Source organism: Paenibacillus jiangxiensis (genome assembly GCF_046098255.1).
GTDB classification, from domain to species: domain Bacteria; phylum Bacillota; class Bacilli; order Paenibacillales; family Paenibacillaceae; genus Paenibacillus; species Paenibacillus jiagnxiensis.
This window is the reverse complement of sequence record NZ_JBJURI010000019.1, coordinates 45,692-72,204: the sequence shown is the minus strand read 5'-3', so window position 1 is coordinate 72,204 and position 26,513 is coordinate 45,692. Positions and strand designations below refer to the sequence as shown.

The following is a 26,513-nucleotide window of genomic DNA, read 5'->3' as shown; positions in this document are numbered from 1 at the left end:
GCTCTTTATAAAGGGAGGTGCCCACATGCTCTACCAGATACGCTCCATCCACCCTCTGGCCTGGACCATTATGATCGGCACGGTATGCAGCCGGATGGCGATGTCCATGAGCCTGCCGTTCCTGGCCATTTACCTGACGCAGTCGCTAGGGGCCTCCCCTTCACAAACCGGCTTTGTTACCGCCGTCAGCTCTCTCGCGGGCCTGGCCGCCAGCTTTTGGGGCGGCTACGCCGCCGACCGGCTCGGCCGTAAAACAGTGCTGCTGCTCTCCGCCTGCGGCTGGGCCGCCGTATTCGCCGGCTTCGCCGCAGCGGATCAGCTGTGGATGTTCTTCGCCGTCAACGCGCTGAACGGGGTATGCCGTTCGGTATTCGAGCCGGCGTCACGCGCTCTGCTGTCCGATGTTACCCCGCCGGAGCAGCGGCATCTGGTGTTCAACATGCGTTATGCGGCCATTAACGCCGGGTTCATGCTGGGACCTCTGATCGGTATCCGGTTTGGAGCTGCAGGTTCAGCCTCATTGTTTCTCATTCCATGTCTGGTCTACCTTTTATACGGAGCGGTACTGGCTGTTCAGTTCAGAAGGCACTCGCCGTCAGAATCGGCACCAGGCGCAAGCGGAGAAGAACATGCCTTTCCGGGAATGCTTGCTGCCCTGCGTATAACCAGCGCCGACAAACTGTTTATGCTTCTGCTTTTCGGCTCGCTGCTGACCAATATCGGCTTCGGTCAATTCAGCACAACGCTGCCCCAGCATTTAACCATGAGCCCGTATGTAGAGAATGGCCCTGCGCTTTATGGTTACATGTTAACCCTGAACGCCGTCACCGTTCTTGTCGTGCAGTATCCTGTCATGCGCTGTGCCCGCTATTTGCCCCCCATGCTGCTCTTGATGGCAGGCAGTGTGTTCGTGTCCGGCAGCATGCTGATGTTCGGCCTGTTCACCTCATTTGGGTGGCTGCTGCTTGGCGTATTGATTTATTCCATCGGAGAAGTGCTTGTCTTCACGTTGTCGGATACACTGGTTGACAAGCTGGCCCCAAAGGATCTGCGGGCCACCTACTTCGGCGTTATGGGCTTGTCGAACACTGGCTATATGCTGGGGCCACTGCTGGGTGGTCTCCTGCTGGACGCCTTTGGCACCGACCGCGCACCACTCGTCTTCAGCTTGATCGCCTGCACCTCCACGTGTGGTCTGCCCTTTCTGTTCGTCGCCTACCGAAAATGGCAGCGCCCTTTAACAGGCCCCAAGCAGGAAATCCATTCTGCCCGTTAGCTTTCTCTTTTAAAACCTTTGCCCAGCACTTCGTACGTATTGCCAATAATCACAAACGCATCCGGGTCTACGGATCTGACGAGTGTTTTGAGCCGGGTGACTTCGTTCTGCCCCACCACAACCATCAGCACCGGACGGTCCTCCTGCGTGAAGCCGCCACGGCCCGCCAGCTCAGTCAGGCCCCGGTCCAGATCCACCAGAATGGCTTTAGCCATATTCTCTTTATGATTAGAAATAATGTATGCCACCTTGGAATAACCAAGCCCCATTTCCACCGCATCAATGACTTTACCTGTGACGTAGAGGCCGATGAGGGCATACAACGCGTTTTCCGGTGAAAGAGCAAAGCCCGCCAGTACAATAACCGTCCCATCGAGCAGCACAACCGACAACGAAAAGCTGAAGCCCGTATATTTCTGAATGATCTGCGCCAAAATGCTCAACCCTCCGGTTGATCCCCGCCCCCTGAATACAATCCCCAGTCCCAGACCGACACCAATCCCGCCATATAATGAAGCGAGCAGCGGGTTCGTCGTTGGTACAGGCCAATTGCTTGTAAAATAGACAAACAGCGGCAGCAGCACACTTCCCAGCAGCGAACGAACGCCATACTGCCTGCCAAGCAGCAGCACTCCGGCAAAAAACAGCGGAATATTGAGCGCCCACTGTGTAAAAGCTGGTTCCAGCCCAAACCAGGCCTCCGCCAGAATCGACAGGCCGGACACTCCGCCGGAAGCAATCCGGCTCGGCAGCAGAAACATATTAAAAGCCAGTGCTGTGATAAAGGAGCCCAAAACAATCAAAATGACATCCAACACATTTCGCATTGGCCCTGATGCAGGAATCCTTTCTGCGATTCGTTTTCTCCGTTCAGATGGTGAATAAGATGAAGACATCGTTCAATTTCTCCTTTTAACACGTTTATCGTTATATTCGTTGTTACCCCATGGCCGCCAAAGAATACATGTACAGCAGCAGACAGGGGTGTACCTGATTTTAAGCAAAAAAATTCCTACACAAAGTGTACTCAAAAAACATACACCTCGTGTAGGAAGGGTTGGATTATTCGGTTTCCACCTTGATTTGGCTGCGCAGGTAACCGTCGATAAATGCATCGAGGTCTCCGTCCATCACTGCGCCTACGTTTCCTGTTTCAACATTGGTGCGGTGATCCTTTACCATGCTATAGGGATGAAACACGTAGGAGCGAATCTGGCTGCCCCATGCAATATCCGACTGTTCTCCTCGGATTTCCGCCAGTTGCTGCTCTTGCTCTTCAATTTTGCGCTCATACAGCTTCGACCGCAGCATTGTCATGGCACGTTCACGGTTCTTGATCTGGGATCTTTCGTTCTGGCAGGTCACCACGATACCTGTCGGCAGGTGGGTGATCCGTACGGCCGAGTCGGTCGTATTGATGTGCTGGCCGCCAGCGCCGCTGGCACGGTACGTATCGATCTTCAGATCCTCCGTGCGGATTTCGATCTCCACGTCATCCGCAATCTCGGGCACGACGTCGCAGGATACGAACGATGTATGACGTCGTCCTGACGAGTCGAACGGGGAGATGCGCACCAGACGATGAACGCCCTTCTCCGCTTTCAAATAACCGTAGGCGTTAAAGCCTTTGATCAACAGCGTGACACTCTTGATACCCGCTTCATCTCCAGGCAGGTAGTCCAGCGTCTCCACCTTGAAGCCGCGCTTCTCGGCCCAGCGGGTATACATGCGGAGCAGCATTTGCCCCCAGTCCTGCGACTCGGTGCCGCCGGCGCCCGGATGCAGCTCCAGAATGGCGTTCGACTTGTCGTATGGCTGGTTCAGCAGCAGCTGCAGCTCGAATTCCTCCAGCCTGGCGACCAATGCGGACACGCTGCCCGTGACCTCTGCCGCCAGTTCCGCATCGCCTTCTTCATCAGCCAGCTCCACCATCATGGATGCATCCTCGTATTCCTTACGGAGCTCCTCATACTGGTCGACAGAGGATTTGACCGCATTCATTTCGGCAATAATGCCCTGTGCCTTCTCATTGTCATCCCAAAAATCAGGGGCCGCCATCTTCTCCTCAAAGTTGGCGATCATCTCCTGCTTCAGATCTAAGTCAAAGAGACCCCCTAAGATTTGTTAGTTTCTTGCTTATTTCGCGCAAATCATGCTTTACACTTGGATCGATCATTCCGCAAAACTCCTTCTCATGAAATGAGCCCCCGGGTAGCAGCCGGGAGTGAACGCCGCATATCCATGCGTCTTCATTCCCGCTGCTCTCCAAGGAGCCGTATGTCCGCCTGGCAGCAGCTAGCAGCTTATGATGCACAAGCTGCAAGCCAAGCTGATTATTCTATATATACTTATGCTATCCCAAAGTCCCGGTCGCCTTAAGATTTGTTGGCTCTCCGGGCTGCTCTGTTCTGCTTCGGTGTTGCAGGCTCTCCGCTGGTGGACATCTTCTTCTCATCCACAACCGCCTGACGCTCCTGGTTCGATTCGATTTTCGCTTTCATCACGTAAGTCGAAACCTCTTCCTGGATGCTGGCGATCATTTCATGGAACATCTCAAAGCCTTCGAACTGGTATTCACGCAGCGGATCGGTACCGCCATAAGCGCGAAGGTGGATACCCTGACGAAGCTGATCCATGGCATCGATATGGTCCATCCACTTGCTGTCTACCGCACGCAGCACGATAACCTTCTCGAATTCGCGGACCATTTCCTCGCCGATCTCTGCTTCACGGGCGTTGTACTTGGCTGCAACTTTCTCGAACAGCAGCTCGACAATCTCTTCCTTCTCTTTGCCCCAGAGATCGTCACGGCTCACTGCGCCTTCTTCCAACAGCTTGCCGTTAACATAATCGGCTACTTCTTCAAGCTCCCAGTTTTCAGGAATCTCGTCTCCACAGTGCGCTTCAACTATACGCTCGATGGTAGGCTTGATCATGTCGAATACAATCTCTTTGATATTCTCCGACTCCAGCACTTCACGGCGCTGCTTGTAAATAATCTCCCGCTGCTGGTTCATGACATCGTCATACTGCAGCACGACTTTGCGGAGGTCAAAGTTGTTGCCTTCCACCCGCTTCTGGGCGGATTCGATCGCACGTGTAATCATACGGCTTTCGATTGGTTGGTCTTCCTCAAAGCCGAGGCGCTCCATCATATTCAGCACGTTGTCGGCACCGAAGCGCTTCATCAGCTCGTCGCCGAGAGACAGGTAAAACTGCGTTGACCCCGGGTCGCCTTGACGGCCCGCACGACCGCGCAGCTGATTGTCAATCCGGCGGGATTCGTGGCGCTCCGTACCGATGATATGAAGTCCGCCGAGCTCCGCTACGCCTTCACCCAGCATGATATCCGTACCGCGGCCGGCCATGTTCGTCGCAATCGTTACCGAGCCGGCTTCGCCCGCACGAGAAATAATTTCAGCTTCCTCCGCATGGTATTTCGCGTTCAGCACCTTGTGCTTCACGCCTTTGCGCTTCAACATTTCGGACAGCAGCTCTGAGTTCTCGATGGAAACCGTACCGACAAGCACAGGCTGCTGCTTCTGGTGGCGCTCCAAAATTTCATCAACAACCGCCTTGAATTTGCCTTTCACGCTCTTGTAAACAACGTCCGGCATATCCACACGCTGGTTCGGACGGTTGGTCGGAATCTGCAGCACCTCAAGCCCGTAAATTTTCTTAAACTCTTCTTCCTCGGTTTTGGCCGTACCGGTCATGCCCGCCAGCTTGCGGTACATACGGAAATAATTCTGGAAGGTAATGGTCGCCAGTGTCATGCTCTCGTTCTGTACGCCGATGGCTTCCTTCGCTTCAATCGCCTGGTGCAGACCGTCGCTGTAGCGGCGGCCGGCCATCAGGCGGCCCGTGAATTCATCAACGATGACAACCTCATCCTCGGTCACCACATAATCCACGTCGCGGCGCATGATTACATTCGCCTTCAACGCTTGTACGACGTGATGGTTAATCGTCACGTTCCCTTGATCGTACAAATTTTCCAGACCGAAGAAGTTTTCCGCCTTGGACACACCGTTCTCCGTCAGCGCGACCGATTTCACCTTCACGTCAACCGTGTAATCCTCTTCAACCGCCAGCGTCTTCACAAAACGGTCAGCTGCAAAATACAGCTCCGTCGATTTCTGCGCCTGACCCGAGATGATCAGCGGCGTCCGCGCCTCGTCAACCAGAATGGAATCCACTTCGTCAATAATACAAAACTGAAGAGGGCGTTGAACCATCTGCTCCTTGTACAGCACCATGTTATCTCGCAGATAGTCAAAGCCGAATTCATTGTTCGTTCCGTACGTAATATCACAGGCGTACGCATGCTGCTTGGCACCATGATCCATACCATTCAGGTTCAGACCGACCGTCATGCCAAGAAACTCGTAAATCTGCCCCATTTCCGCGCTGTCACGCTGGGCCAGGTAATCGTTGACCGTAACCACGTGCACACCTTTTCCTGCAAGAGCGTTCAGGTATACAGGCAGAGTACCGACCAGCGTCTTCCCTTCACCTGTCTTCATCTCGGCAATTTTGCCTTCATGCAGCGCCATCCCGCCCAACATCTGAACGTCATAATGGCGTTTACCCAGCACGCGTTTGGACGCTTCACGCACGGTAGCATATGCTTCAGGCAGAAGCTCGTCCAGTGCCGCTCCCTGCTCCAGGCGGCCGCGGAATTCCTCCGTCTTTCCTTTCAGTTGTTCATCGGTAAGAGCCTCGAAGTCCGGCTCCATCTTATTGATCAGGTCAACCGTCTTCATCAGACGCTTGACGTCCCGTTCATTCGTGTCTCCAAATATCTTCTTAACTATGCCTAGCATGGCTTACCCCTTTCGCGCAAAACAATTGATGGAATCAATTTCACAAACAAAAGGGTCCATGAAAATGAAATTGATTCATACCTTTCAGCTTGCCATTTTCAGAAAAAAAGTCTTTGGATAAATTGTAACAGTTTGTGGGAGTTGCCGCAACACACATGGACTGGGCAATATCTGCAAAATCCACTTCCTTTCATTGTAAAAGAAAGCTTCAGCTCCGCTGAAAACTTATACTTTCTTTAATCTAAAATTAAAGACGAAGCGGGTACAAATTAGGTTTCGTATTTATCGCTCTTTATCGTGTGCTTGTAATAACAGAAAAACGTCTATCAATGCACTTTCTATAAGAAGCCAGACCGCATTTACGCGTTTAGCGGAAATTTTTCTTGCAATTACAGAATCGTTCGGCTCCGCTGAAAATTCAAAAAATCTATAGTCTAAAAAAAGCCCCCGCCCAGGCAAACGCCTGAAACAAGGGCTTGTTTATATTCTTGGTCATGGCGGTTCATTCGCACCCGGTGAAGCGGTCATTCTTGCTCGATCAGACCATACTTCCCATCATTGCGTTTATAAACCACATTTACTTCCTGATTTTCAATGTTGGAGAACACAAAGAAATTATGTCCGATCATGTTCATCTGCAGGATGGCTTCCTCCACATCCATCGGCTTCAATAAAAAGCGTTTGGTGCGGACCACTTCCAGCTCATCGCTCTGCTCATCCTCTACAGCCTCGGGTACCTCCACTTCCGCAGCCGGCTGCTCCACGAACAGCGACTTCAACCCGCCTTCCTGGCGGAACTTGCGGTTCAGCTTGGTTTTGTGCTTGCGAATCTGGCGTTCCAGCTTGTCCGCTACCGCGTCAATGGACGCGTACATGTCTTCGCTTCTGTCTTCGGCCCGGAGCAGTACCCCCGGCAAAGGAATGGTTACTTCCACGGTGCGCAGCCCTCTTGTCGTGCTTAAGGTGACACTTCCATCAAATGTTGGCGGTGCATCGAAATACTTCTCAAGCCTGCTGAATTTCTTCTCAACATACTCTCTCAAAGCGTCAGTAACATCGATCTGTTGACCTCGAACGGTTAAGTTCATATGGCACGCCTCCTTTGCTCCTTCAGTATACCATAATTGTTAAGCGGGAGTAAAAACCGGGACAGGCATTTGCGGAAAATTGTTAACGCGCCTCCCTTCTGAGATTAAGCGGCCACAATCCACTAACGTTCAGGATTTAGTAGGATTGCCTGACTTGCAAGTTTATAATAACAACCCAAACTGAATCGGCACTGAGAGGTAACTGAAAGAATTCAAAGACTGGAAATAGCTGCGAAGTCAATTTTCGTATTAGCGCATTCTCTTTTTATCTACCTAAAAAAATCTAGCTCGGAAAGTATCAATGCCGCTTTCCCATCTACGTTACACTGCGAAAGTTAATCTTACAGAGGGGGATTCATACCAGATATACAAGTCATCGCTATATGACAAGCATAACGTCTATTGATGGGTTTTCAAAAGAGAGGGGGACGCGTGAAGAAAATCAAACAATCTGAGAGAATCTTCTGTTTCCTTCATTAAAATGCGCAGTATGCTATCTTTTTCGCACACACGAAAAATCTAATTCTAGCGGATTCTGTAATCTTCCAAAAAAAAACCCGGAATCAAAGATTCCAGGGTTTATGCTAGCGTTTTCTCAATTGCTAACCATCTTACCGATTATGTAGGTCGGCTAGGCCGGGATGATTATAATTTGATTACGTTAGCTGCTTGCGGTCCACGAGCGCCTTCAACGATGTCGAATTCAACGTCTTGTCCCTCTTCCAAGGTTTTGAAGCCTTCAGATTGGATTGCGGAGAAGTGTACGAATACGTCGCCACCTTCTGCAGTCTCGATGAACCCGTAACCTTTTTCTGCGTTGAACCATTTAACTTTACCTTGCATGCACTAACATTCCCTTCGTCATCAAATGAAGTGAAGCTCTCGCTCACAATTCCGACTATACCACCCAAGCTTATCCATTGTCAATTGGAAATGTAAATGATTTTATACATTATTTTTCCACTGGTAAATTGACTAGAATTAAGTCGTAATGGTCCGATCCGATTCTGAACTTGAGCTATTGATTATCTATTAAACCTGTTTGATTCTACTGAATCACACTTTGAAAATTTTTCTAAAAAAACTAGCGTATTCGAGGCACGACTCTCATCCCTGAGAGGAAACTCCGGATGACTCCTATATTTCGTTACTGCAAAAAACGGAGGCCTTCGGGACGGCACCTCTCCTAAATTATTTATACAATACACTCAGACGAAGCACTCTGCAATTTGTTTTCGAGTATCCCACGATATTCCGCACGCAAACATCATCAGAGTTCCGAAGTCACTCAGTTCTTGAGTCAGAAGACTCATATGACCCATCTTATAAAAAAATTTTCTTTTAAGAAAATCTAATTTGTATTCTCATTGATACATGGTCGCTTATAGGTCTCAAGGGCATTTTCGTATCGGTTTATGACGACCGTTTTTTCGACACCTTTTGCGGATCTCCTCTCCTTGCCAATGTCTTCCAGGTAATTTGTCAAATAATCTGCTGAATCTGCATGTTAAGTAATTCCGATATTCGCAATTATACATTTCCAGCTCGGAGAAAGCGGCCGTTACTAGGAGTTGTGCAAAAAGCGAACAGCTGTAGAACGAGTCAACACTTATCTGAAAAAGTCTTTTAATTGAACAATATCTGCCATCGAAGCAAACTGGCTAAAGTGAGCTTTCAATTATCCTGCTTAAATATATGCCTTTAAAAATCATCACTATGCAATTAATTCAACCATAAAAAAACCCAAATACTCACACAATAATTACATATCAGAAAAATTTTGTCTAGACATTGCATTTATTCAATCCTACTATTTAATTCATCAAACAATTAAGTAAGGAGAATGTCATGTGATCAGATTTTCTTTTAAAGTAACAAGTATTACCTTAGGAATACTTCTATTTGCTACATTTGTTCTTTCGAATTCGAGCGCCTTTGCTGCGAAAGTTGGAGAACGCTTAGCCGCCCCTGAAGCTGGTTGGACTAGATTTGACGATAGATCACCAGAACTATTATATGGCGATGATTGGGTTAAAATAAACGATGCAGAGGATTATAATAAAACCGTTTTAGGTGCTGTTCATAATAAACCAAATGTAATTAATTTTAAATTTGAAGGAACTAAGATTAGGCTAATTATTAATATGTCAGACTCATATACAAAAAAAGTGGGGATTAGTATTGACGGAAACATAGAGTACTTTACCGCTTATAGAGAATCATGGTCTCATCAAAGATTAGGTTATGAAAAGTTGGGTTTGGAAAGAGGAGTACATGAAGTTAAAATTTGGACTGAAGAACCGTCAAAGAACCGTGTAGTATATGATTATCGTTTTGATGCTATCGACGTAGATTCGGACGGTAAGCTTATTGATTATTACGCGCCAACCAAACTTCTAGCTGTACCAGGTGATAGTCAAGTGGTATTAAAATGGGATCAGGTTTCTGATGCTGATAGTTATACACTTAAGTATGGTACTGAGCCAGGAAAATATTCGGAAACTATAGAAGTTACAAAGGATGTTTATGGGAACTTTGTTGTTCCCAATTTAACAAATGGCATTACATACTATTTTGTAGTCAATGCTAAGGTAAATGGTATTGAATCTGAATTTTCGAATGAAGCTTCAGCGACCCCATTCGGAGATGAACAACCTGATCCATCAACACCCGAAGAACCAGGCTCTGAAAATCCTGGAACTGAGGAACCGACAGCACCTGAGGTTCCCTCAGGAGACAGAGCAATCCTTGTTGTAACTATGGTTAATGGACTGGAAAAAGAATATGACCTACCCATGTCCGAAGTAAACTCGTTTATTAACTGGTATGATAAAAAGGATGCTGGCAACGGTTCTTCAAAGCACGCCATTAATAAACATGATAACAACATCGGACCATTTAACAGCCGGGTCGATTACGTTATCTTCAATAATATTCTGACTTTCGAAGTCAACGCATATAATTAAGTGATTTGAACAGCTTCTGCTTGAGCAGGAGCTGTTTTATATTTAGTGGTATAGCCAATTGAGTCCGCGAAGCGTGGGAAACAAAAAACACCTGCTATGCAGGTGGTGTAGCAAGTGCTTATAATTGAAACTCCTCCTCGTCATCAGGATTGGCATATAGCCAGTACCGACTCCGGAAATGGTAACGACTATCATTCTAGCTTCTTGTCCGTCCACATCATGACACCGAGGTATACCCTTTTGCCTTCCCGTTCTTCACAGATAGACCGCCCTGTTTGGCGATCATCAACCATTCTTCCGGTGACTCCCGGTGCAGGTTGCACTTGACAATGAAATCGACGTTTTGGGCCAGGCATGCGTTCAAATTCTCGGCAGCATCATTACCGGCATCCATGCGCACGAACAGGGGCAAATCCATGGTCCGGCGAGCATAATCCAGACTATGGGAGATAAATGCAGCCGCTTCTTTTTGAACGAGGGTGCTGCCTTCGCACAGATCTCTTTGTTAAGCTTCTATTTTTTTAATTCCTCAATACGCTTTGCAAGCAAAGCATACCACTCATCAATATTCTTTAATACAGTCTTACGATCCGTACAGTAATCTAGATAACGATCGTCCATACAAAAACGATAGGTTTCATCGAGAATTTGCAGCAGCTCTTCCTTACTTGAAAAATCTTTGTAAAAACAATCTATAGAAATCTTCATAAGCCAAAATGTTTTATCACATAGATTCACGTACATATTTTGCAAAACACCTGCATTTTTACTTATCTCCATACCTGCCATAATCTCAAAGAAGCCATTATGCTGGGCTAAACGACTTTCAACTGTCGCATATGCAGGCACATCTGCACTGCTGTTAACCATAACAATGTACTCGGTTTCCATTTTTTCAGGCAATCCTTCTCGAACCAATACCAAAGAAGTCGAATGTACAGTACCATACTGGCACATCAACAATTCCCAGCACATATGCGGATAAATCAAAGTCGTCACATTTCCACTAACATACAGGTCGTCAATTCGTTCAATGACCTTGTTTTGCATCAGCATTTCATTGTTAAGAATTAAACCCGACATATAATTAGATCTGAGCATGAACTTGTACAACGCTTCTTCACCGGCAGTGGCTGATTCATCATGGAAAGCCGCTTGAGTTGTGGTACTGGTTTTCACCAAAGCTGTATTAGGCTCCGATTGCAAAAAAGATATAATCTTTTCCAGTACCTGCGGGTCAACAAGATCTTCATCGCTTAGCAGCAAAACAAATTTGCCCGAAGCTACCCTGCAGACATTTACAACGTTTGCATAGAAACCCTGATTCTCTTCGAACTCAAAATACGTAACTCTGCTGTCTGGGAGGTCCTTAATCTCTTCATAAAATGGAACCGTGGCATTCCGTGTACCATTATTTGAAATCACGATCTCCAATTCATAATCATACGCAGTATTTAGCGATTGTATTACATTCTCCAAAGCTCTGTGTCCCCGATTATAGGTCGGGATGCAGATGCTTAGCAGTACGTTATCTCGCCGTTTATTCTGTGGCTGCAATCGCCAACGGTGTAAATGTTGAATATAGCTCTCAGCCTTTTGAATATCTGCGGAATAACTGACGATGTTACGTGGCAAATAGTTCTCATGAGTTTCAAAATATTGTTTCAATTCAAGGTAAGAAGCAAACACCTCAAGCTCACTTAATTTTTCATTAAGTCCTCCTTGCAGGGTAGAAAGGAACTTATCGTATTCTTCAACTATGGCGAAGCATTCCAGATGTTCATCAACGATATCAGTTACATTCGACAACACATTTCCAACCCCATATTTCTCCACGTAAAGATATGAAGCGGACAGATCAATCGTTCCTCTTTTAACGTCTTGCTCCGGCTTCAGCTCAAACAATACAAACGATTCTTCTATCGTTTTTTTGCTTTTATGGTAGAGGTAATACTTATTTTCAACTTCAGTAGGGATTAAATAGTAGGGTAACTCAGAGAACAGTTTGGGAGAATTAACCGTACGCAGCAATGAAATATTGGTATTATAGTTTTGTTCGAACTCAGCCATGTTAGGCAAAATAAAAGCCTGGTAAATCAATTCATCGATCTCACTGGAGTACTTCGCCTTTTGAGCAAGTTTAAAAACGCCGATCGCCTGATCATAATGTCCTAAATTGAACAATATTTCACCAAACGTTTTATAGAAAGATGACTTTTCATCTGCTGAGTGCTTCTTAGGCGAGCTTACAATACTTTCATGAATCCGGATAAGGTGAGATAGTGCCTGTCCTACCTCACCTGCTTCAATAAATGACAAAATTCGCTGTAGTTCTAATGGTTCCATCATTAAACCCCTTTTTCTATAGTATCGAATCTTCTCATTACGTTTTGCATCGTTTCTCTAATCCCCAGAGCAAACGGAGTAAAGGTAATCTTTCCAATATCCTGCTCTAATTCGACAAGATCCGCTACCAGATGCATGACCTGATTTTTTCCATAAGGTATAGCGCCAAAAACAGGCTCTTGTTTTGGCATAACAACGTTATGCACTTCTTCAATAAATGTTTTTAATTTTCTGCCTTCTCCACTGCCAATACAATAAGTCTTAAAGTGTTTTCCGCAAATTGCCAATCGATATAAAATATGCGCTGCATCTTTACTGTATAAGAAATCCCAAATTTGTTCCCCCTGAGTGAACAACAACGCTTCTTGGGACAACATTTTTTTGATTGTACTAATAACCATTGTACGTTCATCATCATAAGGACCGTAAACACTTAAAATTCGCGTCCAAATGTGCTTTATCTGCAACTGCTCGCACAAAATTCTGCTTAGTTGGCCTGCACATAGTTTAGCAATCCCATATCCAGTTTCCGGGAACGCTGGCGTATGGGATGTAAGAGGCATTTCGGATCGGCCATATTCAGCTTGAGAACCTGCGCCGATGAATGTATGACAGCCCAAACGCTTAGCCAAGCGTACCGCATCCAACGTATAGGTTACATTTTGGTTTTGAGTGTATACGTCGTTACGACTCTCTCCAATCGTGCTCGCCCATGCAAAATGATAAAACACATCATATTGATCTAGCAGTTCAAGTGCCGCATATTCATCCAAATCTGCTTCAATGATATGAAGCAAAGGATCTTGTGGCATATAAGCCAGACCTGGAGAACTTTTACGGCAAATGGCCAACACCTCAATCTGCTTGTCAATACACAATTGAATGAGTGCCATGCCAATTGCTCCGGTGGGTCCGGTAATGACCATTTTCATCATGTATACAGTCCTTTTGAATGCAATTACGGCAGCCGGTTCTTACTGAACTAACTGCCTTTTTATTTCGATCATGTATGGCATTTTGGTTACTTGAATTTATTGCTTTCATATTCTTCACGAGACAAAAACGGATACATATCATCAATCGGTGGGGATACAATTTTCCCGTCCGGCAGCACTTTAGAGGACAGCTTAGGTTCAAAATTCTGCTCAGGATCAAGCATTACTTCACAAATCATTGGGCCTTTGCTAGCCAAGAATATCTCTAATGCAGCAGCAATGCCGTCAATATGCTCTATTTTGATATATGGAACATCATAAGCATAGGAGAGCTTCTCCAGATTAGGGAAACTGATTCCGTTACCTTCTGAAACTCCAACAAGCGGCGGATTAAATAGGTTATTTTGCGTTTGCCTGATTGAATGGTAGCCATTATTGTTCAAGATGATAATTTTCACATTCAACTGGTTGTACACAGCAGTTTGCAGTTCTTGAATATTCATTTGAAAACTGCCATCTCCATCTAGACAGATGACTCGTTTTCCTTTAACAGCAACCGCTGCACCGAGAGCTGCCGGGAAGCCATACCCCATCGAAGCACAACCGGAGTTCGTAAATAGCCGCTGTCCTTTTTTGATTATCGCTGCTTGGAAGGTGACCACACATGCCGTTCCGTTACCTGCAATCACATAATCTTCTTCTTCCAGCTTGTCAAACAATTCATCTATAAATACATATGGATTAATCGGCGATTTTTTCTCATAATAACGCGACAGCACTGCAGGATACTTGGCATTAATTTGTCGACACCATGATAGCCACCCCTCATGTTGTGTAAAGTCATTAGCGGAAGCTGCATGATTTAAGGCGGACATGACGTCTTTAACATTGGCATGGATCGGCAGATCGGGCGAAATTGTTGGTTTTCTCAGCTCATTCGCATCGATATCAACAATCATTTTATATGCTTGTTGTGCAAAAGATTTGTAGTTATAGCTTATCTGCCTGATATTCAGACGCGATCCCAAAACGAACAGTACGTCACTATTTTCTACAATGAAGTTCCCGCCACGGGTACCTACTGTACCAGGCCGTCCACAAAACAACCGATGCTCGTCCCACAATAGATCATGTGAGTTCCACGCGGTTACGACCGGAATGTTCAATTTATCGATCAATTCCAGAAATACGGAATACGCATCCCCTAGACGAACACCGCTGCCAGCCAAGATGACAGGCCGATCCGCATGCTTAAGCTTCTCAATAATGATTTCAGTTAAGGATTCGTCATATCGCGGGGTTTCTTGCATGTCCAATTCATCCGGGTCAAATCCTGTTAGTTCATCCACTTCTACCAACTCAGCCTGAATATCGAGTGGAATATCAAGCCAAACAGGACCTCCCCGGCCATTCTGGCATAGAAACCAAGCTTTCTCCAAGTGATACTTAATCTCTTGCGCTCCTGTTATCATGTGCGCATATTTCGTCATCGTTTGCACACAATCCGCGATGTTAAATTCCTGGTCCCCTAATTGTCTTAACGGTACGTCAGTAGACCAAATTGTTGTCTCCCGTTTCACTTGTCCCGAGACGACAAACATTGGAATCGAATCCAACCACCCCCCAAGCACTCCGGTCAATGTATTGGTGCCGCCCGGACCGCTTGTTACACAGATTGGTGCAATTTTCCCTGTCAGTCGAGTATAGCCTTCTGCAGCAATTGCGCTTCCTTGCTCATGATGGTTGTAGATACACGTTAAATCTGGATGGTGGCCAAAGGAGTCATTTAAATGCATGGCTCCCCCACCTGTTATCGTAAAGAGATGTTCAACGCCCTTTTTCACAAAAAAGTCAGCAACATAATCTGAAACTTTGATTTTCACGTTAAATCTACCCCATTTAAAGTATGATCGTAGGATTGCTCAAGCCCATCGCCTGAATCTCAGCCACAATTTCTTGGCTAAATAGTGCGGAACTAATAATTATCGTTCCTTCGTAAGACACATCGATCAACCAGCTAGGTGCTGCAATCGGTGCTTGGTCCATCATCTTGCCTTGTTTGCTTCGGTCTTTATCAATAAAACAGCAGATATTGCATGCTTCCAGCACAGTTTCACTCAGCAAGCGTAATGTATTCTGACCAGCTCCCCATACTACACACGGTTCCTTCGATCGACTCAATTCAGCAAGTTTCTCGTTGATCTGTGAGTAATTTGAAGCGCTAAGGTGAGTAAGAATTGATGTTTTAGCTGAATCGTCAAACTGTAAGATGTAGGGTTGGAAAGAAGCACTTTTTCTAAAGATCGTATATACTGCAGGATACATGCGATTTTTGGCAACAGGAATTTCAATTTGCCTGGAATCGACATAGTCAAACGATTGCTGTAGAAATAGATTCTTAAGGGAAACATCCGTAAAATGATTAATGTGCTCCACATCAAAGTAGTAGTATGGGACGACATAGTAATTCCCGTACTGCGCAGCATTCGGTGTCTCGATATAAACCAAACCATCTTCACTCAGGTAGTTCGAAATTACGGTTACAGCTTGTTCCACATCGTACAAATGTTCGAACACATGCGATACAATCACGAGATCATATTTCTGCCCTTTGTCTAACAAAACATTAGCAAACAGATCACCCTGGACCGCCTGAATATTATGATCTAGCATAAAGGATACGCATTTCAGCGAGGGATCAAGTCCCGTGACATTCTTATAGCCATGTTCTTTCAAATAACTGAGCAGCCCACCATTCGCACAGCCAATGTCCAGAATGACAGAGGTCGGATTCAGAAAAGGAGCGACTCGATTTAGGACCATTTCATATCGTGCCAGATCAGAATCTGAGAAACTTCCAGACGATACTTCTTCATCTTCATATTTAGACAAATTCGTATAGTATTGATTATAATCACACTGATTTGCACTCGTTTCTGCATAAGTAAATCCGCAATGGGTACACACGACAACATCATATTGATGAGGTAAAACATGATATTGAGGCAAGTCAAACTTTTGATGATGCATCACTTCAACATCAGTATGATGGCATACCGAACACGCTCTTGTCGCTGATTTAAGCATCCACAACCAACCTTTCATCTTGCTATCACAATCAATAACTGACTTTGCAAAATCACTGCTGCGCTCCTCATGATAAAAATAAAGCCGCACTTCATTTCTATCATGAGGAGCGCCCTTACCAAGATTGGTAAAGTACGCTCGACTCACTACTTGTTTTGAACACAATACAACACCGTTTCCAGAGCCGACTGCGAGTAATGCCTAAAGTAAAGGTTATAATCAGGGTTCATTTTGAGCACCGTTTTGGGTAAATTCCAAAGATCTTCAGCTTTATGATAACAAGCAATGGCGAGTTTGGGGCGATTGGTGCTGAGCTGCTCCGCTGCGCCTATCAATGCTTGTTCTTCCGCCCCTTCAATATCTAATTTGATAAAAGTCACTTTCTGTTTAATGGTTGAGTCAATGGCTGTCGCATCAATCGTATGCCTGCCTTCACTGCTAATCGATCCATCAAGTCCCCCCGTGAGATTAAATGATAGCTGTGTGTCATGAGAAAACAGGCCTTTTGGGTGGTAAGTAATGTTGGGATATTTTTCTAAATCCAACTTTGCCGTATTCATTAGCTGCTCATCAGGCTCAAAGATGTGGATTTCTTTGTAATGTCCAGCAACCTTCTCAATAAAGGCTTTGGTGGTATCACCAGAATAGCCTCCACCATCGATAAATACTTCTTGATCGCCCAATTTAACAATATCATCTTCAAAGTAATGATTTTCCGAGCCGTACTCCAGTTCATGAAAATTGAAACTTATTCTGCTTTCAAGAAGATTGCAAAGGGTGTCTTTCGATACATCATCACTTAACAGCAAATAAAGGGAAATATATCTAAGTTTATTATCGGCAATGTCCTTATGCATATTGACGAATACAGGTTCGTTCACAAAAACTTCTGGATTGAATAGATGCAGGATATTAAAAGGAATCGAATTGAGATAGCCATGTTCTAGAAGCTGCCTGTGAATCTCTCCCAAATAAGTGGTAGAGGCAATAATAATGGTTTCGTGCTTTTTGCATGCATCCAGAGCAAAAATTGTTTTTCCTTTATATGTTTTCCCTTGTTTCTTCGCATCGTTATCAATAAATCCTAAAACTTCAATGTTAGCAGCATGGCATTGATCATAGATTTTTTCACCAAGCTTCTGGGCACCAAATATATATACTTGCTTTAAATTACGGAGCAGATGCTGATACGGATCTAAGATGCCATTAGTTAACTGCCTTTCATTTTGCATTTCCTTTACATCTTGCAGCACCGAGGGTAATGCAAACAACTCAGGCACCGATTGAATATCCCTTATTACAATACAGTCATCATGCTGGAGAATACATTGATCGATCAAGACAGGTACACATCCATGCTGTAAAGCAAGCTCAATGTCACTTTTATAAGAGTCGCCTACAATCATGATGTTCTCATAGCTGATACCAGAGTCTCTCACGAATTCATCCAACATGTATGTTGAAGGTTTTCCGAGCACAAGGTCGACCCTTCTTTGAATGGCCTCTTCTACCTGCTGAACAACTTGCCCACAGCCTGTTGCGATACTACCAGAGCCATCCGGATAGGATAAATCGAGGTTGCAAGCAATGATCAGACTATCGGACTTTCGAGCAATCTCTCGAATGACGGCTAAGTCTTTTTCTATAATTTCATGTGTCATACCAATTACAACACAGCTAACAGACGCATCCGAAGCAATAGCAATTCCCTGTAAGGCTAATTCTGATTTAAGGGCATCTGTCCCAAGACAATATACACTTGAAATCTGATGCTGAGCTAAATAGTTCCCGGTTACTGACGCCGAGGTATAAATGCTTGAAAGATCCACCTCAATTCCGAACCCATTTAGTTTTTGTTTGATCTGCTCTCTGGTTTTCGTAGAATTATTAGTCAAAAAGGCAACTTGCTTCTGCTGGGCCCGAACGCAATCTACCGTTTGTTTCGCTCCGCTGACCAATTGATCGCCGACATACACCGTGCCGTCTAGGTCAAATAAAACAGCTTGAATCGAATCCACGTTCCACCTCTTTGCTTCTTAATTTCCAAAAGTCCTGCTTACACTTTTTGATAGTGGGACTTGGTGATAAACTCTGTGTCAATCAACAAACTCAAGCGATTGAGGCTGTTCTTCGTATCTTGGTTAATTTCTGCTGCTTTTTGTTTCGTGAAGCTGTATTCCATTTTAGGATTCACATAATCAGGCTGATCAGAGGTCGAGTAGCCATCAAATCCTGCTAAAAATACCTTTTCGATCGGGAACTGGTTCAGCAGCTTTAACAGCATAATTAAGGGATTATCATAAAACTGAGCTTGCTCGTCCATCAAAGAACTAAACTGCAAAGTGAAGTCAAATCGATCCGCTTTGGGTGAAACATTCGAAGTCCCGATTAATTCCAAATCGAAATCCAGGACCTTCAGTTTGGATGAAAGCTCAACATATCTTCTGGAATTACTAATAAATAGGTAATCAATATCAAAGAAGTCTGGCAGGAAGTTTACCGCCACAACAACAGGCTTTTCACGTTTGATAAATGCTTGAATGTATTCAGCTTCTTTTTGAATTGAAGTGCCTGAACCAATTAACAACACTTTCTTTCCAGCCCACAGCTGAGAGAGTTTCAGCAGGTTTTCCTGATCATTGCAGATAATCGTTTGATTTTGCAAATAAAGCTCTTCAATATGAGACTTATCAAACGACAATTTCCTGTCTTGTGAAATACCGCCTAGAATCTCGTAAATTGAAGCAACAGAGAGTGTTCGTTTCGCCATCAAAAAATCCGTATAGCTCGGATGGCATTTTTGCAGTGCCGAAATAAAGTAGCTAAGTGAATAACCCCAACGGGTTTGTCCATACAATGGAAGAATCGAAGTAACAATGGCCTCTAAAATATGCTCCATATTGTATCGCAGCTGTATATGATCGTTGATGTACATAGCCAACAATTCAATTGGCGCATTGCCTGCCCCTTTGCCCATCCCGTACAAGGTTCCATCCACAATTAATTCGCGCCGTACTGGCGGATTTTCCAGAAGTGAAATGCAGTTGGCATAGGCGAGTTGAAAGTTATTATGAGAATGATAGCCTAACCGAATATCAGGATGAAGCCGTTCATCTGCCAGCTGGAAATAGTGATTCAACTGTTCTTTATGTAACAAACCATACGTATCCACTACCGAAAAACCATAAGGCTCCAGCTCGTTGACCAGCTTAATCAGCTGCAAAATCTCTTCATCCGAATAGCTTGTAATCGAAACCGCTTGGACAAATACATCATAGCCCAACCTCTTCACTTCGCCACAAAATGCCAATGCACCAATCATTTTTTCTTTTTTGAAGATGACACGAATCCCATCCATATAGCTTTCGCTGGCAAGCTGAAGATCCTCAACATCACACGTTCCAAAATCAATCATGCCTACAATTTTTGCTTGATGTCTTTGCAGTTTTTCAAAGCTCTGGTTTACAGCGCTCCCATTCGGGAAAATAGAGCGGTTTTTATCATATATCCTGGCATTATTAATGAAGCCAACTTCAATAATATCAATATTCGCTCTTACCAACCGATCGAAAATATTAATGATATGATCGTAACCAAATTCCCAATCGTTCAGGAATCCACCATCACGCAGCGTGCAATCTAACAACTTAATATTGGACATCGCAACCTTCCCTTTCGTTCTCGTAGTCTTCAATCTGCTTTAGACATAAATCGTACGATTTCAACGGATCGGCAAGGTACCACTCCAGAATCTTTTGGACCGTTTGCTCTAGACCCCATATTGGTTTCCAATGCAACGAGCTTTTCGATTTCTCAATATTGAGCTGCAAAAAATTTGTCTCATGCTCCGCAGAACGGATAACAGTCACTTGCGGAAAAGAACCAGGAGCTTGCATTCGGAACGTATCGATCAGACGGGAAACAGATACTGCATCCTCGGATCTAGGCCCAAAATTCCATGCTCCATTCCACTTCACATTTTCGGTGTATAGTTTCTCTGCCAACAGCAAGTAACCGTATAGTGGTTCGAGCACATGCTGCCATGGCCGTACAGACTCCGGATTTCGCACAACAATGTCTTGTTTATGCAAAATAGCACGCATCAAATCCGGCACCAGACGATCCTTAGCCCAATCACCGCCTCCAATTACATTGCCTGCCCGAGCAGTGGCAACCGCAACGCCATGCTCAGCATAATTGTCAGGGCTAAAAAAAGACTGAACATAGGACGAGGTGACCAGTTCTGAACAAGCCTTACTATTGGAATAAGGATCATAGCCGCCCAACCGATCCGATTCTATGTACCCTACAAGGCTCTCCTGATTCGCATAAACTTTATCAGTAGTTACATTCACAATTGCGCGCACTGAGCGACACGAACGGACAGCTTCGAGCAAATGTACAGCTCCCATCACATTCGTCTCATATGTTTTTACCGGATTTTGATAAGACGCCTTTACCAGTGGTTGTGCCGCGAGATGAAAGACTACATCGGGTTGAAAATCATACACAGCAGTACTTAATGCAAACAGATCTCGAATATCCCCAATCTGCGAGTCCAACCGTAATCCAACTTGTGCGATTTCAAACAGCGACAAAGTATGATCTGGCGCTAGTGCATACCCCTTCACTTGTGCACCTAAATGGTGCAACCACAATGATAGCCACGACCCTTTAAATCCGGTATGTCCGGTTACAAAAACTTTTTTGCCCTTCCAAAAGCTTTTATTCATCTACTTCCACACCTTCCAAGCCGGATTCCCCGTCTCCCATTCCTTCTCCAAAAATCTATTATCTCTCAGTGTGTCCATAGGCTGCCAAAAACCAGTATGTTTAAAAGCTTGCAGCTGCTCATTCATCGCAAGTCTTTTTAAGGGGCCCTCTTCAAAGACCGTATGATCCCCTTCAATGTAATCAATCACTTCTGGATTGAGTACAAAAAAACCGCCATTGATCCATCCGCCATCGCCTTTCGGCTTTTCTTTAAATCCGAGAACAGTTGAGGCCCCGCCCAAATCAAGTGCGCCAAAGCGTCCGTTCGGTTGTACCGTTGTCACCGTCGCAAGCTTGCCATGACTACGATGAAACTCGACCAATTTCTGAATATTAACATCCGATACCCCGTCTCCGTAGGTCAGCATAAACGGCTCGTTATTTAAATATTCCTTCACTCTCTTCAAACGGCCGCCTGTCATCGTTTCTAAACCGGTATTGACCAGAGTCACTTTCCAGGGTTCTGCGTGGATTTGATGAATCATTTGTTGATTGGTCTCGAAATCGAAGGTGACGTCTGATTCATGTAAAAAATAATGGGCAAAATATTCCTTGATGATGTACCCTTTGTAGCCTAAGCAGATAATGAAATCATTAAATCCATAGTGGGAATAAATCTTCAAAATATGCCATAAAATTGGCTTGCCGCCAATCTCGATCATCGGTTTAGGTTTTAAATGAGACTCCTCACTGATCCGCGTCCCAAAGCCACCAGCCAGAATAACGACTTTCATAAGTCCTCCTGCTTACAGTCTCGCGTATTCAACAGCGTCTATTATTTTTTCACTCATATATTCAATCTTCTCGTCGTTCAGTCCTGGATAAACTCCGACCAAAAACGTATCATGCATAATTTTATCGGTATTCTTCAGATCACCGACCACACGGTAATGCACACCTTGAAAAGCCGGCTGCTTAGTGATATTTCCGGCAAACAGCATCCGCGTCTGGATATGATGCTCTTCCAAAAACTGCGTCATTTTTTGTCTGGACAACTTATTCCCATCACGGATCGTCAAAATAAATCCGAACCAACTAGGTTCGCTACTGGGTGTTGCTGCGGGCAGAATCAGATCATTTTCCAGTTCTTTTAGTTTGGCATGCAGAAGGTCAAAATGATGATTTCTTTTCTCCACAAAACCAGACAGTTTTTTGAGCTGCTCCAGTCCGATCGCTGCCTGCATATCCGTAACCTTTAAGTTGTAGCCAAGGTGTGAATACGTATATTTATGGTCATACCCCTCTGGCAAATCGCCAAGCTGCCAGCCAAACCGCTTGCGGCATGTGTTATCACAGCCCGAGGGACACCAGCAGTCCCTCCCCCAATCTCTAAAGGATTCTATAATCATTTTAAGTTTGGGATTGTTGGTATAAACCGCGCCTCCCTCTCCCATCGTAATGTGATGTGGAGGATAAAAGCTGGATGTTCCAATATGTCCAATGGTTCCCGTTAATTTCCCATCATACCTAGCACCCAAAGCATCGCAATTGTCTTCAATCACCCAAAGTTGATGCTTCTCTGCAAACTGCATGACCGTTTTCAGATTAAACGGATTTCCCATTGTATGGGCAATCATGATCGCCTTTGTACGTTCTGATACAGCTGCTTCAAGCAGGGAGGCATCGATGTTGTAGGTACCCAACTCAACATCTACAAATACAGGCACCAACCCATTTTGTATAATTGGAGCGACAGTTGTCGGGAATCCAGCCGCAACGGTAATCACTTCATCTCCCGCCAACAGGCGACGGTCGCCCAACTTCGGAGAAGTCAGCGCAGACACTGCAAGCAGGTTGGCTGAAGAACCCGAGTTTGTTAAAAGAGCATATTTGACACCCAGATATTTAGCAAATTCTATTTCAAACTGCTTGGAAAACCGTCCAGTAGTCAACCAAAAATCAAGTGAGGCATCTATTAATGCGAGCATTTCCTTCTCATCGTAAATCTTGCCCGAGTAGGGAATTTTCGTCTTTCCTGCCTGAAAAGGCTTCTGCTGATGGAATAATGTATAGAATTCATTCACCTGCGAGAAAATGCGTTGTCGCTTCGCTTTTTCCAACTCGGTAAGCGAAATCATATCAGCTGTCATAACTGCATGATCTTGAAACGATTGCCGTTCAATCTCGCACATCGTTGAAAGGTCGATTGCCTGTCCACATACATTTGCGATCATCAGACTGTATGTTTGTATCTCTAAGATGACAGCAGTTTGATTATCATAGTGAATGATCTGGCCTACTTTAAACATATGAGTCTCCTTTATATTGCAGCCACATTCTGAAATTCTATCTCAACGTTGATCGTACGATATGGATTACTTCCTCCAGCTCTTCATCGGTCATCTTCGTATCCGAAGGCAAGCAAAGCCCTTGCGCAAAAATACGAGCTGACACATCCTCGCCTTCACCATGGGCAAAGTACGCATTGTCCTTAAAGAGCGGTTGCAAATGAAGCGGCTTCCAAACCGGACGGGATTCGATATTATGATCCGCCAATGCATCAATGATCGCTTCTGGCTGAACCGTGCACAACTCAGGATCAATCGTCAACACCGAAAGCCAGTGCGTGGCACAGCCTGTGAACTGCTCACTATGCACCTGAACACCGGCAATCCAATTAAGCTCTCTGGCATAGCGATCCCGAATCTCACGTTTACGCGCAATCCGCTCCTCCAGCACTTCCATCTGTCCACGCCCGATACCCGCAAGTACATTGCTCATGCGATAATTGTAGCCCATCTCACTATGCTGATAGTGTCTGGCCTGATCTCTTGCTTGAGTCGCCCAGAACCTTGCTTTCTCCAGTGCAGCCGTATCTTCCGAGATCAGCATTCCTCCACCGGAAGTCGTAATAATTTTGTTGCCATTGAAGGAAAAGATGCCGAACTTGCCAAATGTCCCGCTCATTTGCCCTTGATAGGACGCACCAAGTGACTCTGCAGCATCCTCCACAATTGGAACATCATACTGCTCGCAAATTCGTACAATTGGTTCATAGTCTGCACTTTGTCCATACAGATTCACGACAACCACGGCCTTCGGTTTTTGGCCTTGGGCCGTATAATAAGCAAGCGCTCGCTCCAGCGCTCTCGGAGACATATTCCAACTGTACGGCTCGGAGTCGATAAATGCAGGAGTGGCTCCTTGATATAAAATCGGGTTTGCGCTAGCAATAAACGTCAACGAAGCGCACAAAACAAGGTCACCGCCCCCTACACCTAACAAACGCAGAGCCAAATGAATCGCAGAAGTTCCAGAGTCCAGCGCCAATGCACCTGCTGCACCGACATAATCCGCTACTGTTTTCTCAAACGCGTCCACATTCGCTCCCAGTGGAGCAATCCAATTGGTGTCAAACGCTTCCTGAATATAGTGTTTTTCCCTTATCCCCATATGAGGAGAGGCCAAATAAATCCGCTTAGTCCGCATCATGTCGCTCCTTCCGCTGTACGATCCTGGCTGGGCACCCAACAGCCACCACGCCGGGAGGAAGATCCTTAATCACTGTGGTGCCAGCTCCTACTATGGTATATCGGCCAATACGTATTCCCGGAATAGAGCAAGCCCCAATTCCGATATGAACAGATTTTTCCACATGGACATTTCCTGCCAGATGAACTCCTGGAGATATGTGAACGTAATCCCCGATCCGACTATCGTGGTCGATTGTTGCAGCGGTGTTAATAATTGCATGCTTACCGATGTGAACATCCGCTTGCAGGATTGCACCTGCCATCACCACTGTCCCTGCTCCAACCACAACTCCTGAGCCCAAACAAGCTGACGGATGAACAATCGTAGCAAAGCACACGTCTAGACTCTCTAATTGTTTCACGATTTCCTGTCGTACAGTTCCGTCACCAATCGCTACAATCCAAGCTGCATCAGCATGAGTGGAACAAATCGAGGTTAAATCCTGACGACCTCCCAAATAGGGAATACCCCTCCATATTGATTCGGTCCATCGGTCATCAACAACTCCGCAGACTTCCATATTTGCAGTTTTAGCCGCGTCCATTACGACTTTGGCATGCCCACCTGCTCCAAATAAGAGTACTTTCATGAGGTGGTTTCCTTCTTTCTCAATAGGTCATCGTTTTTTGAATCCAACGCTGCGTAATCGACATATCCCGCAAAATTTTCACAATTGCGGCAGACGTCTCCGGATGTTCATAAACATTTTGCAGAGACTGCAACTGGCGCATATACACGGTTGAATGAATCGTTTGCAGAGCCTTAGCCAACGCCTCCACGCTTTCCTCGATATCCACGACATTGGCCGAGCGCTCCCGTCCCGACTGTCGGCTGCCTATATTGATCACAGGTGTATTGAAGGACGCTGCTTCAATGATCCCAGACGATGAATTGCCAATCAGAGCCTCAGTATGTCTGAGCAAAGTGAGATAATCCAAAGGGGCGAAGCTCGTCACCGTCACTAATTTTGGAAATTTCCCCAGACGCTCATAAACAGATGAAATCTGCTCAGTTCCGGCATCTGCATTGGGACGAATGGCGATCACCTTTTTTCTCTGCTGCAACAGAAGGCACAGCATCTTTTCCAGGAATTGAATCGTAACTGTCTCTGTGGTGACCGGATGGTAGATAAAAAGATAGTAAGATTCAGATTCTCCCAAGTTATACCGTTCCAGAACCTCCGGTAATGAAGGCAATGTCGCGCGACGAATCGTCTCGATACGGGGAGCCCCCACCGTATGAATGCGCCATTCATCTTCCCCCATGCGGCGTAACCGCACCGCACTCCCTTTGGTAGCCGCCAGATGCAGGTGAGCCAGCTTGCTGATTGCGTGGCGGACGGATTCATCAATCGTACCAGAGACTTCCCCGCCATGCAGATGCGCGACCAGAATATTAAGATGTGACGCAGCAATCGCGGCAGCCAGCATCTCTCCGCGATCCCCCAGCAGTAAAACCACATCAGGTTTAGCCTGCTCAAAAGCTTGAGTCATCCCTAATATCCCCATTGCAATCGATCGCGCCATATTCCCGTGTGTAGCACCCTGAAAAAGCGAATCTACCCGATAGTCTACTGTGAAACCATCCTGTTCAATCTGCTGTATGGTATAACCGTATTGGGGCGAGAGATGCATACCTGTCGCCAGGATCAGCAGCTCCAGCTGTTCATCCGCACGAATGGCCTCCATCACAGGCTGATAGATGCCATAGTCCGCCCGGGTTCCTGTGATCACCATCACCTT

At 45.5% G+C, this 26,513-nt stretch carries 20 protein-coding genes; 2 read left to right on the top strand and 18 right to left on the bottom strand.

Annotated features, from left to right (window positions below; all coding sequences use genetic code 11):
- Nucleotides 1-25 precede the first annotated feature (25 nt).
- Nucleotides 26-1,276 carry an MDR family MFS transporter gene (locus ACI1P2_RS18350; protein ID WP_355321303.1) on the top strand — a complete coding sequence of 417 codons (1,251 nt, stop codon included), beginning with the start codon at nt 26-28 and terminating at the stop codon, nt 1,274-1,276.
- Here the strand turns inward: ACI1P2_RS18350 and ACI1P2_RS18345 are convergent.
- From ACI1P2_RS18345 to ACI1P2_RS18325, 5 genes are all read right to left on the bottom strand, one after another.
- Nucleotides 1,273-2,172 carry a YitT family protein gene (locus ACI1P2_RS18345; protein WP_355321302.1) on the bottom strand — a complete coding sequence of 300 codons (900 nt, stop codon included), beginning with the start codon at nt 2,170-2,172 and terminating at the stop codon, nt 1,273-1,275. The two genes, ACI1P2_RS18350 and ACI1P2_RS18345, sit on opposite strands and share 4 nt — an antisense overlap.
- Before the next feature lie 166 nt (nt 2,173-2,338).
- Nucleotides 2,339-3,452, bottom strand: a protein-coding gene (gene prfB, locus ACI1P2_RS18340) for a peptide chain release factor 2 (RefSeq protein ID WP_355321378.1) whose coding sequence is annotated in 2 segments (ribosomal slippage) — nt 2,339-3,379 and nt 3,381-3,452 — 1,113 coding nt in all. Because the reading frame shifts where the segments join, the coding sequence is not laid out codon by codon here.
- Nucleotides 3,453-3,651: 199 nt separating this feature from the next.
- Nucleotides 3,652-6,102: a preprotein translocase subunit SecA gene (secA, locus tag ACI1P2_RS18335; RefSeq protein ID WP_355321301.1), complete on the bottom strand. Its 2,451-nt coding sequence runs from the start codon at nt 6,100-6,102 to the stop codon at nt 3,652-3,654.
- 524 nt (nt 6,103-6,626) lie between these two features.
- A complete protein-coding gene (gene hpf / locus ACI1P2_RS18330) occupies nt 6,627-7,190 on the bottom strand; it encodes a ribosome hibernation-promoting factor, HPF/YfiA family (RefSeq protein ID WP_355321300.1) in 564 nt (187 codons plus the stop codon).
- Nucleotides 7,191-7,835: 645 nt separating this feature from the next.
- The gene (locus ACI1P2_RS18325; protein WP_018887618.1) at nt 7,836-8,033 is read right to left on the bottom strand and encodes a cold shock domain-containing protein; all 198 of its coding nucleotides are present in this window, start codon (nt 8,031-8,033) and stop codon (nt 7,836-7,838) included.
- Between the two features lie 1,007 nt (nt 8,034-9,040).
- Between ACI1P2_RS18325 and ACI1P2_RS18320 the strand changes: the two genes are divergently transcribed.
- Nucleotides 9,041-10,156 (top strand): fibronectin type III domain-containing protein, encoded by a 1,116-nt coding sequence (locus tag ACI1P2_RS18320; RefSeq protein WP_355321299.1) that lies wholly within the window; start codon nt 9,041-9,043, stop codon nt 10,154-10,156.
- A 217-nt stretch (nt 10,157-10,373) separates the two neighbouring features.
- Here ACI1P2_RS18320 and ACI1P2_RS18315 read toward each other — a convergent pair whose 3' ends face one another.
- The 13 genes from ACI1P2_RS18315 to neuC all read right to left on the bottom strand — a co-directional run bounded on the left by ACI1P2_RS18315 (nt 10,374) and on the right by neuC (nt 26,507).
- Nucleotides 10,374-10,574 carry a hypothetical protein gene (locus ACI1P2_RS18315; protein ID WP_355321298.1) on the bottom strand — a complete coding sequence of 67 codons (201 nt, stop codon included), beginning with the start codon at nt 10,572-10,574 and terminating at the stop codon, nt 10,374-10,376.
- A 95-nt stretch (nt 10,575-10,669) separates the two neighbouring features.
- Nucleotides 10,670-12,502 carry a glycosyltransferase family 2 protein gene (locus tag ACI1P2_RS18310; protein ID WP_355321297.1) on the bottom strand — a complete coding sequence of 611 codons (1,833 nt, stop codon included), beginning with the start codon at nt 12,500-12,502 and terminating at the stop codon, nt 10,670-10,672.
- Between the two features lie 2 nt (nt 12,503-12,504).
- Nucleotides 12,505-13,437 (bottom strand): NAD-dependent epimerase/dehydratase family protein, encoded by a 933-nt coding sequence (locus tag ACI1P2_RS18305; protein ID WP_355321296.1) that lies wholly within the window; start codon nt 13,435-13,437, stop codon nt 12,505-12,507.
- Nucleotides 13,438-13,523: 86 nt separating this feature from the next.
- A complete protein-coding gene (locus ACI1P2_RS18300) occupies nt 13,524-15,320 on the bottom strand; it encodes a thiamine pyrophosphate-binding protein (RefSeq protein ID WP_355321295.1) in 1,797 nt (598 codons plus the stop codon).
- 16 nt (nt 15,321-15,336) lie between these two features.
- A complete protein-coding gene (locus tag ACI1P2_RS18295) occupies nt 15,337-16,671 on the bottom strand; it encodes a class I SAM-dependent methyltransferase (RefSeq protein WP_355321294.1) in 1,335 nt (444 codons plus the stop codon).
- The gene (locus ACI1P2_RS18290; RefSeq protein ID WP_355321293.1) at nt 16,671-18,542 is read right to left on the bottom strand and encodes an HAD-IIA family hydrolase; all 1,872 of its coding nucleotides are present in this window, start codon (nt 18,540-18,542) and stop codon (nt 16,671-16,673) included. Before ACI1P2_RS18290 ends, ACI1P2_RS18295 begins: the two co-directional genes overlap by 1 nt.
- 38 nt (nt 18,543-18,580) lie before the next feature.
- Nucleotides 18,581-20,185, bottom strand: a complete 1,605-nt coding sequence (locus tag ACI1P2_RS18285; RefSeq protein ID WP_355321292.1) for an aldolase catalytic domain-containing protein — start codon at nt 20,183-20,185, stop codon at nt 18,581-18,583.
- Nucleotides 20,172-21,257 carry a CDP-glucose 4,6-dehydratase gene (rfbG, locus tag ACI1P2_RS18280; protein WP_355321291.1) on the bottom strand — a complete coding sequence of 362 codons (1,086 nt, stop codon included), beginning with the start codon at nt 21,255-21,257 and terminating at the stop codon, nt 20,172-20,174. The genes ACI1P2_RS18285 and rfbG overlap by 14 nt, the downstream gene beginning before the upstream one ends.
- Nucleotides 21,258-22,031: a glucose-1-phosphate cytidylyltransferase gene (rfbF, locus tag ACI1P2_RS18275; RefSeq protein WP_355321290.1), complete on the bottom strand. Its 774-nt coding sequence runs from the start codon at nt 22,029-22,031 to the stop codon at nt 21,258-21,260. It lies immediately after the preceding gene.
- 12 nt (nt 22,032-22,043) lie between these two features.
- Nucleotides 22,044-23,546: a lipopolysaccharide biosynthesis protein RfbH gene (rfbH, locus tag ACI1P2_RS18270; protein WP_355321289.1), complete on the bottom strand. Its 1,503-nt coding sequence runs from the start codon at nt 23,544-23,546 to the stop codon at nt 22,044-22,046.
- 37 nt (nt 23,547-23,583) lie between these two features.
- Nucleotides 23,584-24,729, bottom strand: coding sequence for a DegT/DnrJ/EryC1/StrS family aminotransferase (locus ACI1P2_RS18265; RefSeq protein ID WP_355321288.1), 1,146 nt, complete (start codon nt 24,727-24,729; stop codon nt 23,584-23,586).
- Nucleotides 24,716-25,360 carry an acetyltransferase gene (locus ACI1P2_RS18260; protein WP_355321287.1) on the bottom strand — a complete coding sequence of 215 codons (645 nt, stop codon included), beginning with the start codon at nt 25,358-25,360 and terminating at the stop codon, nt 24,716-24,718. The genes ACI1P2_RS18265 and ACI1P2_RS18260 overlap by 14 nt, the downstream gene beginning before the upstream one ends.
- A 19-nt stretch (nt 25,361-25,379) precedes the next feature.
- Entirely contained in the window at nt 25,380-26,507 is a 1,128-nt protein-coding gene (gene neuC / locus ACI1P2_RS18255; RefSeq protein WP_355321376.1) for a UDP-N-acetylglucosamine 2-epimerase, read from the bottom strand.
- Between the last annotated feature and the right edge of the window lie 6 nt (nt 26,508-26,513).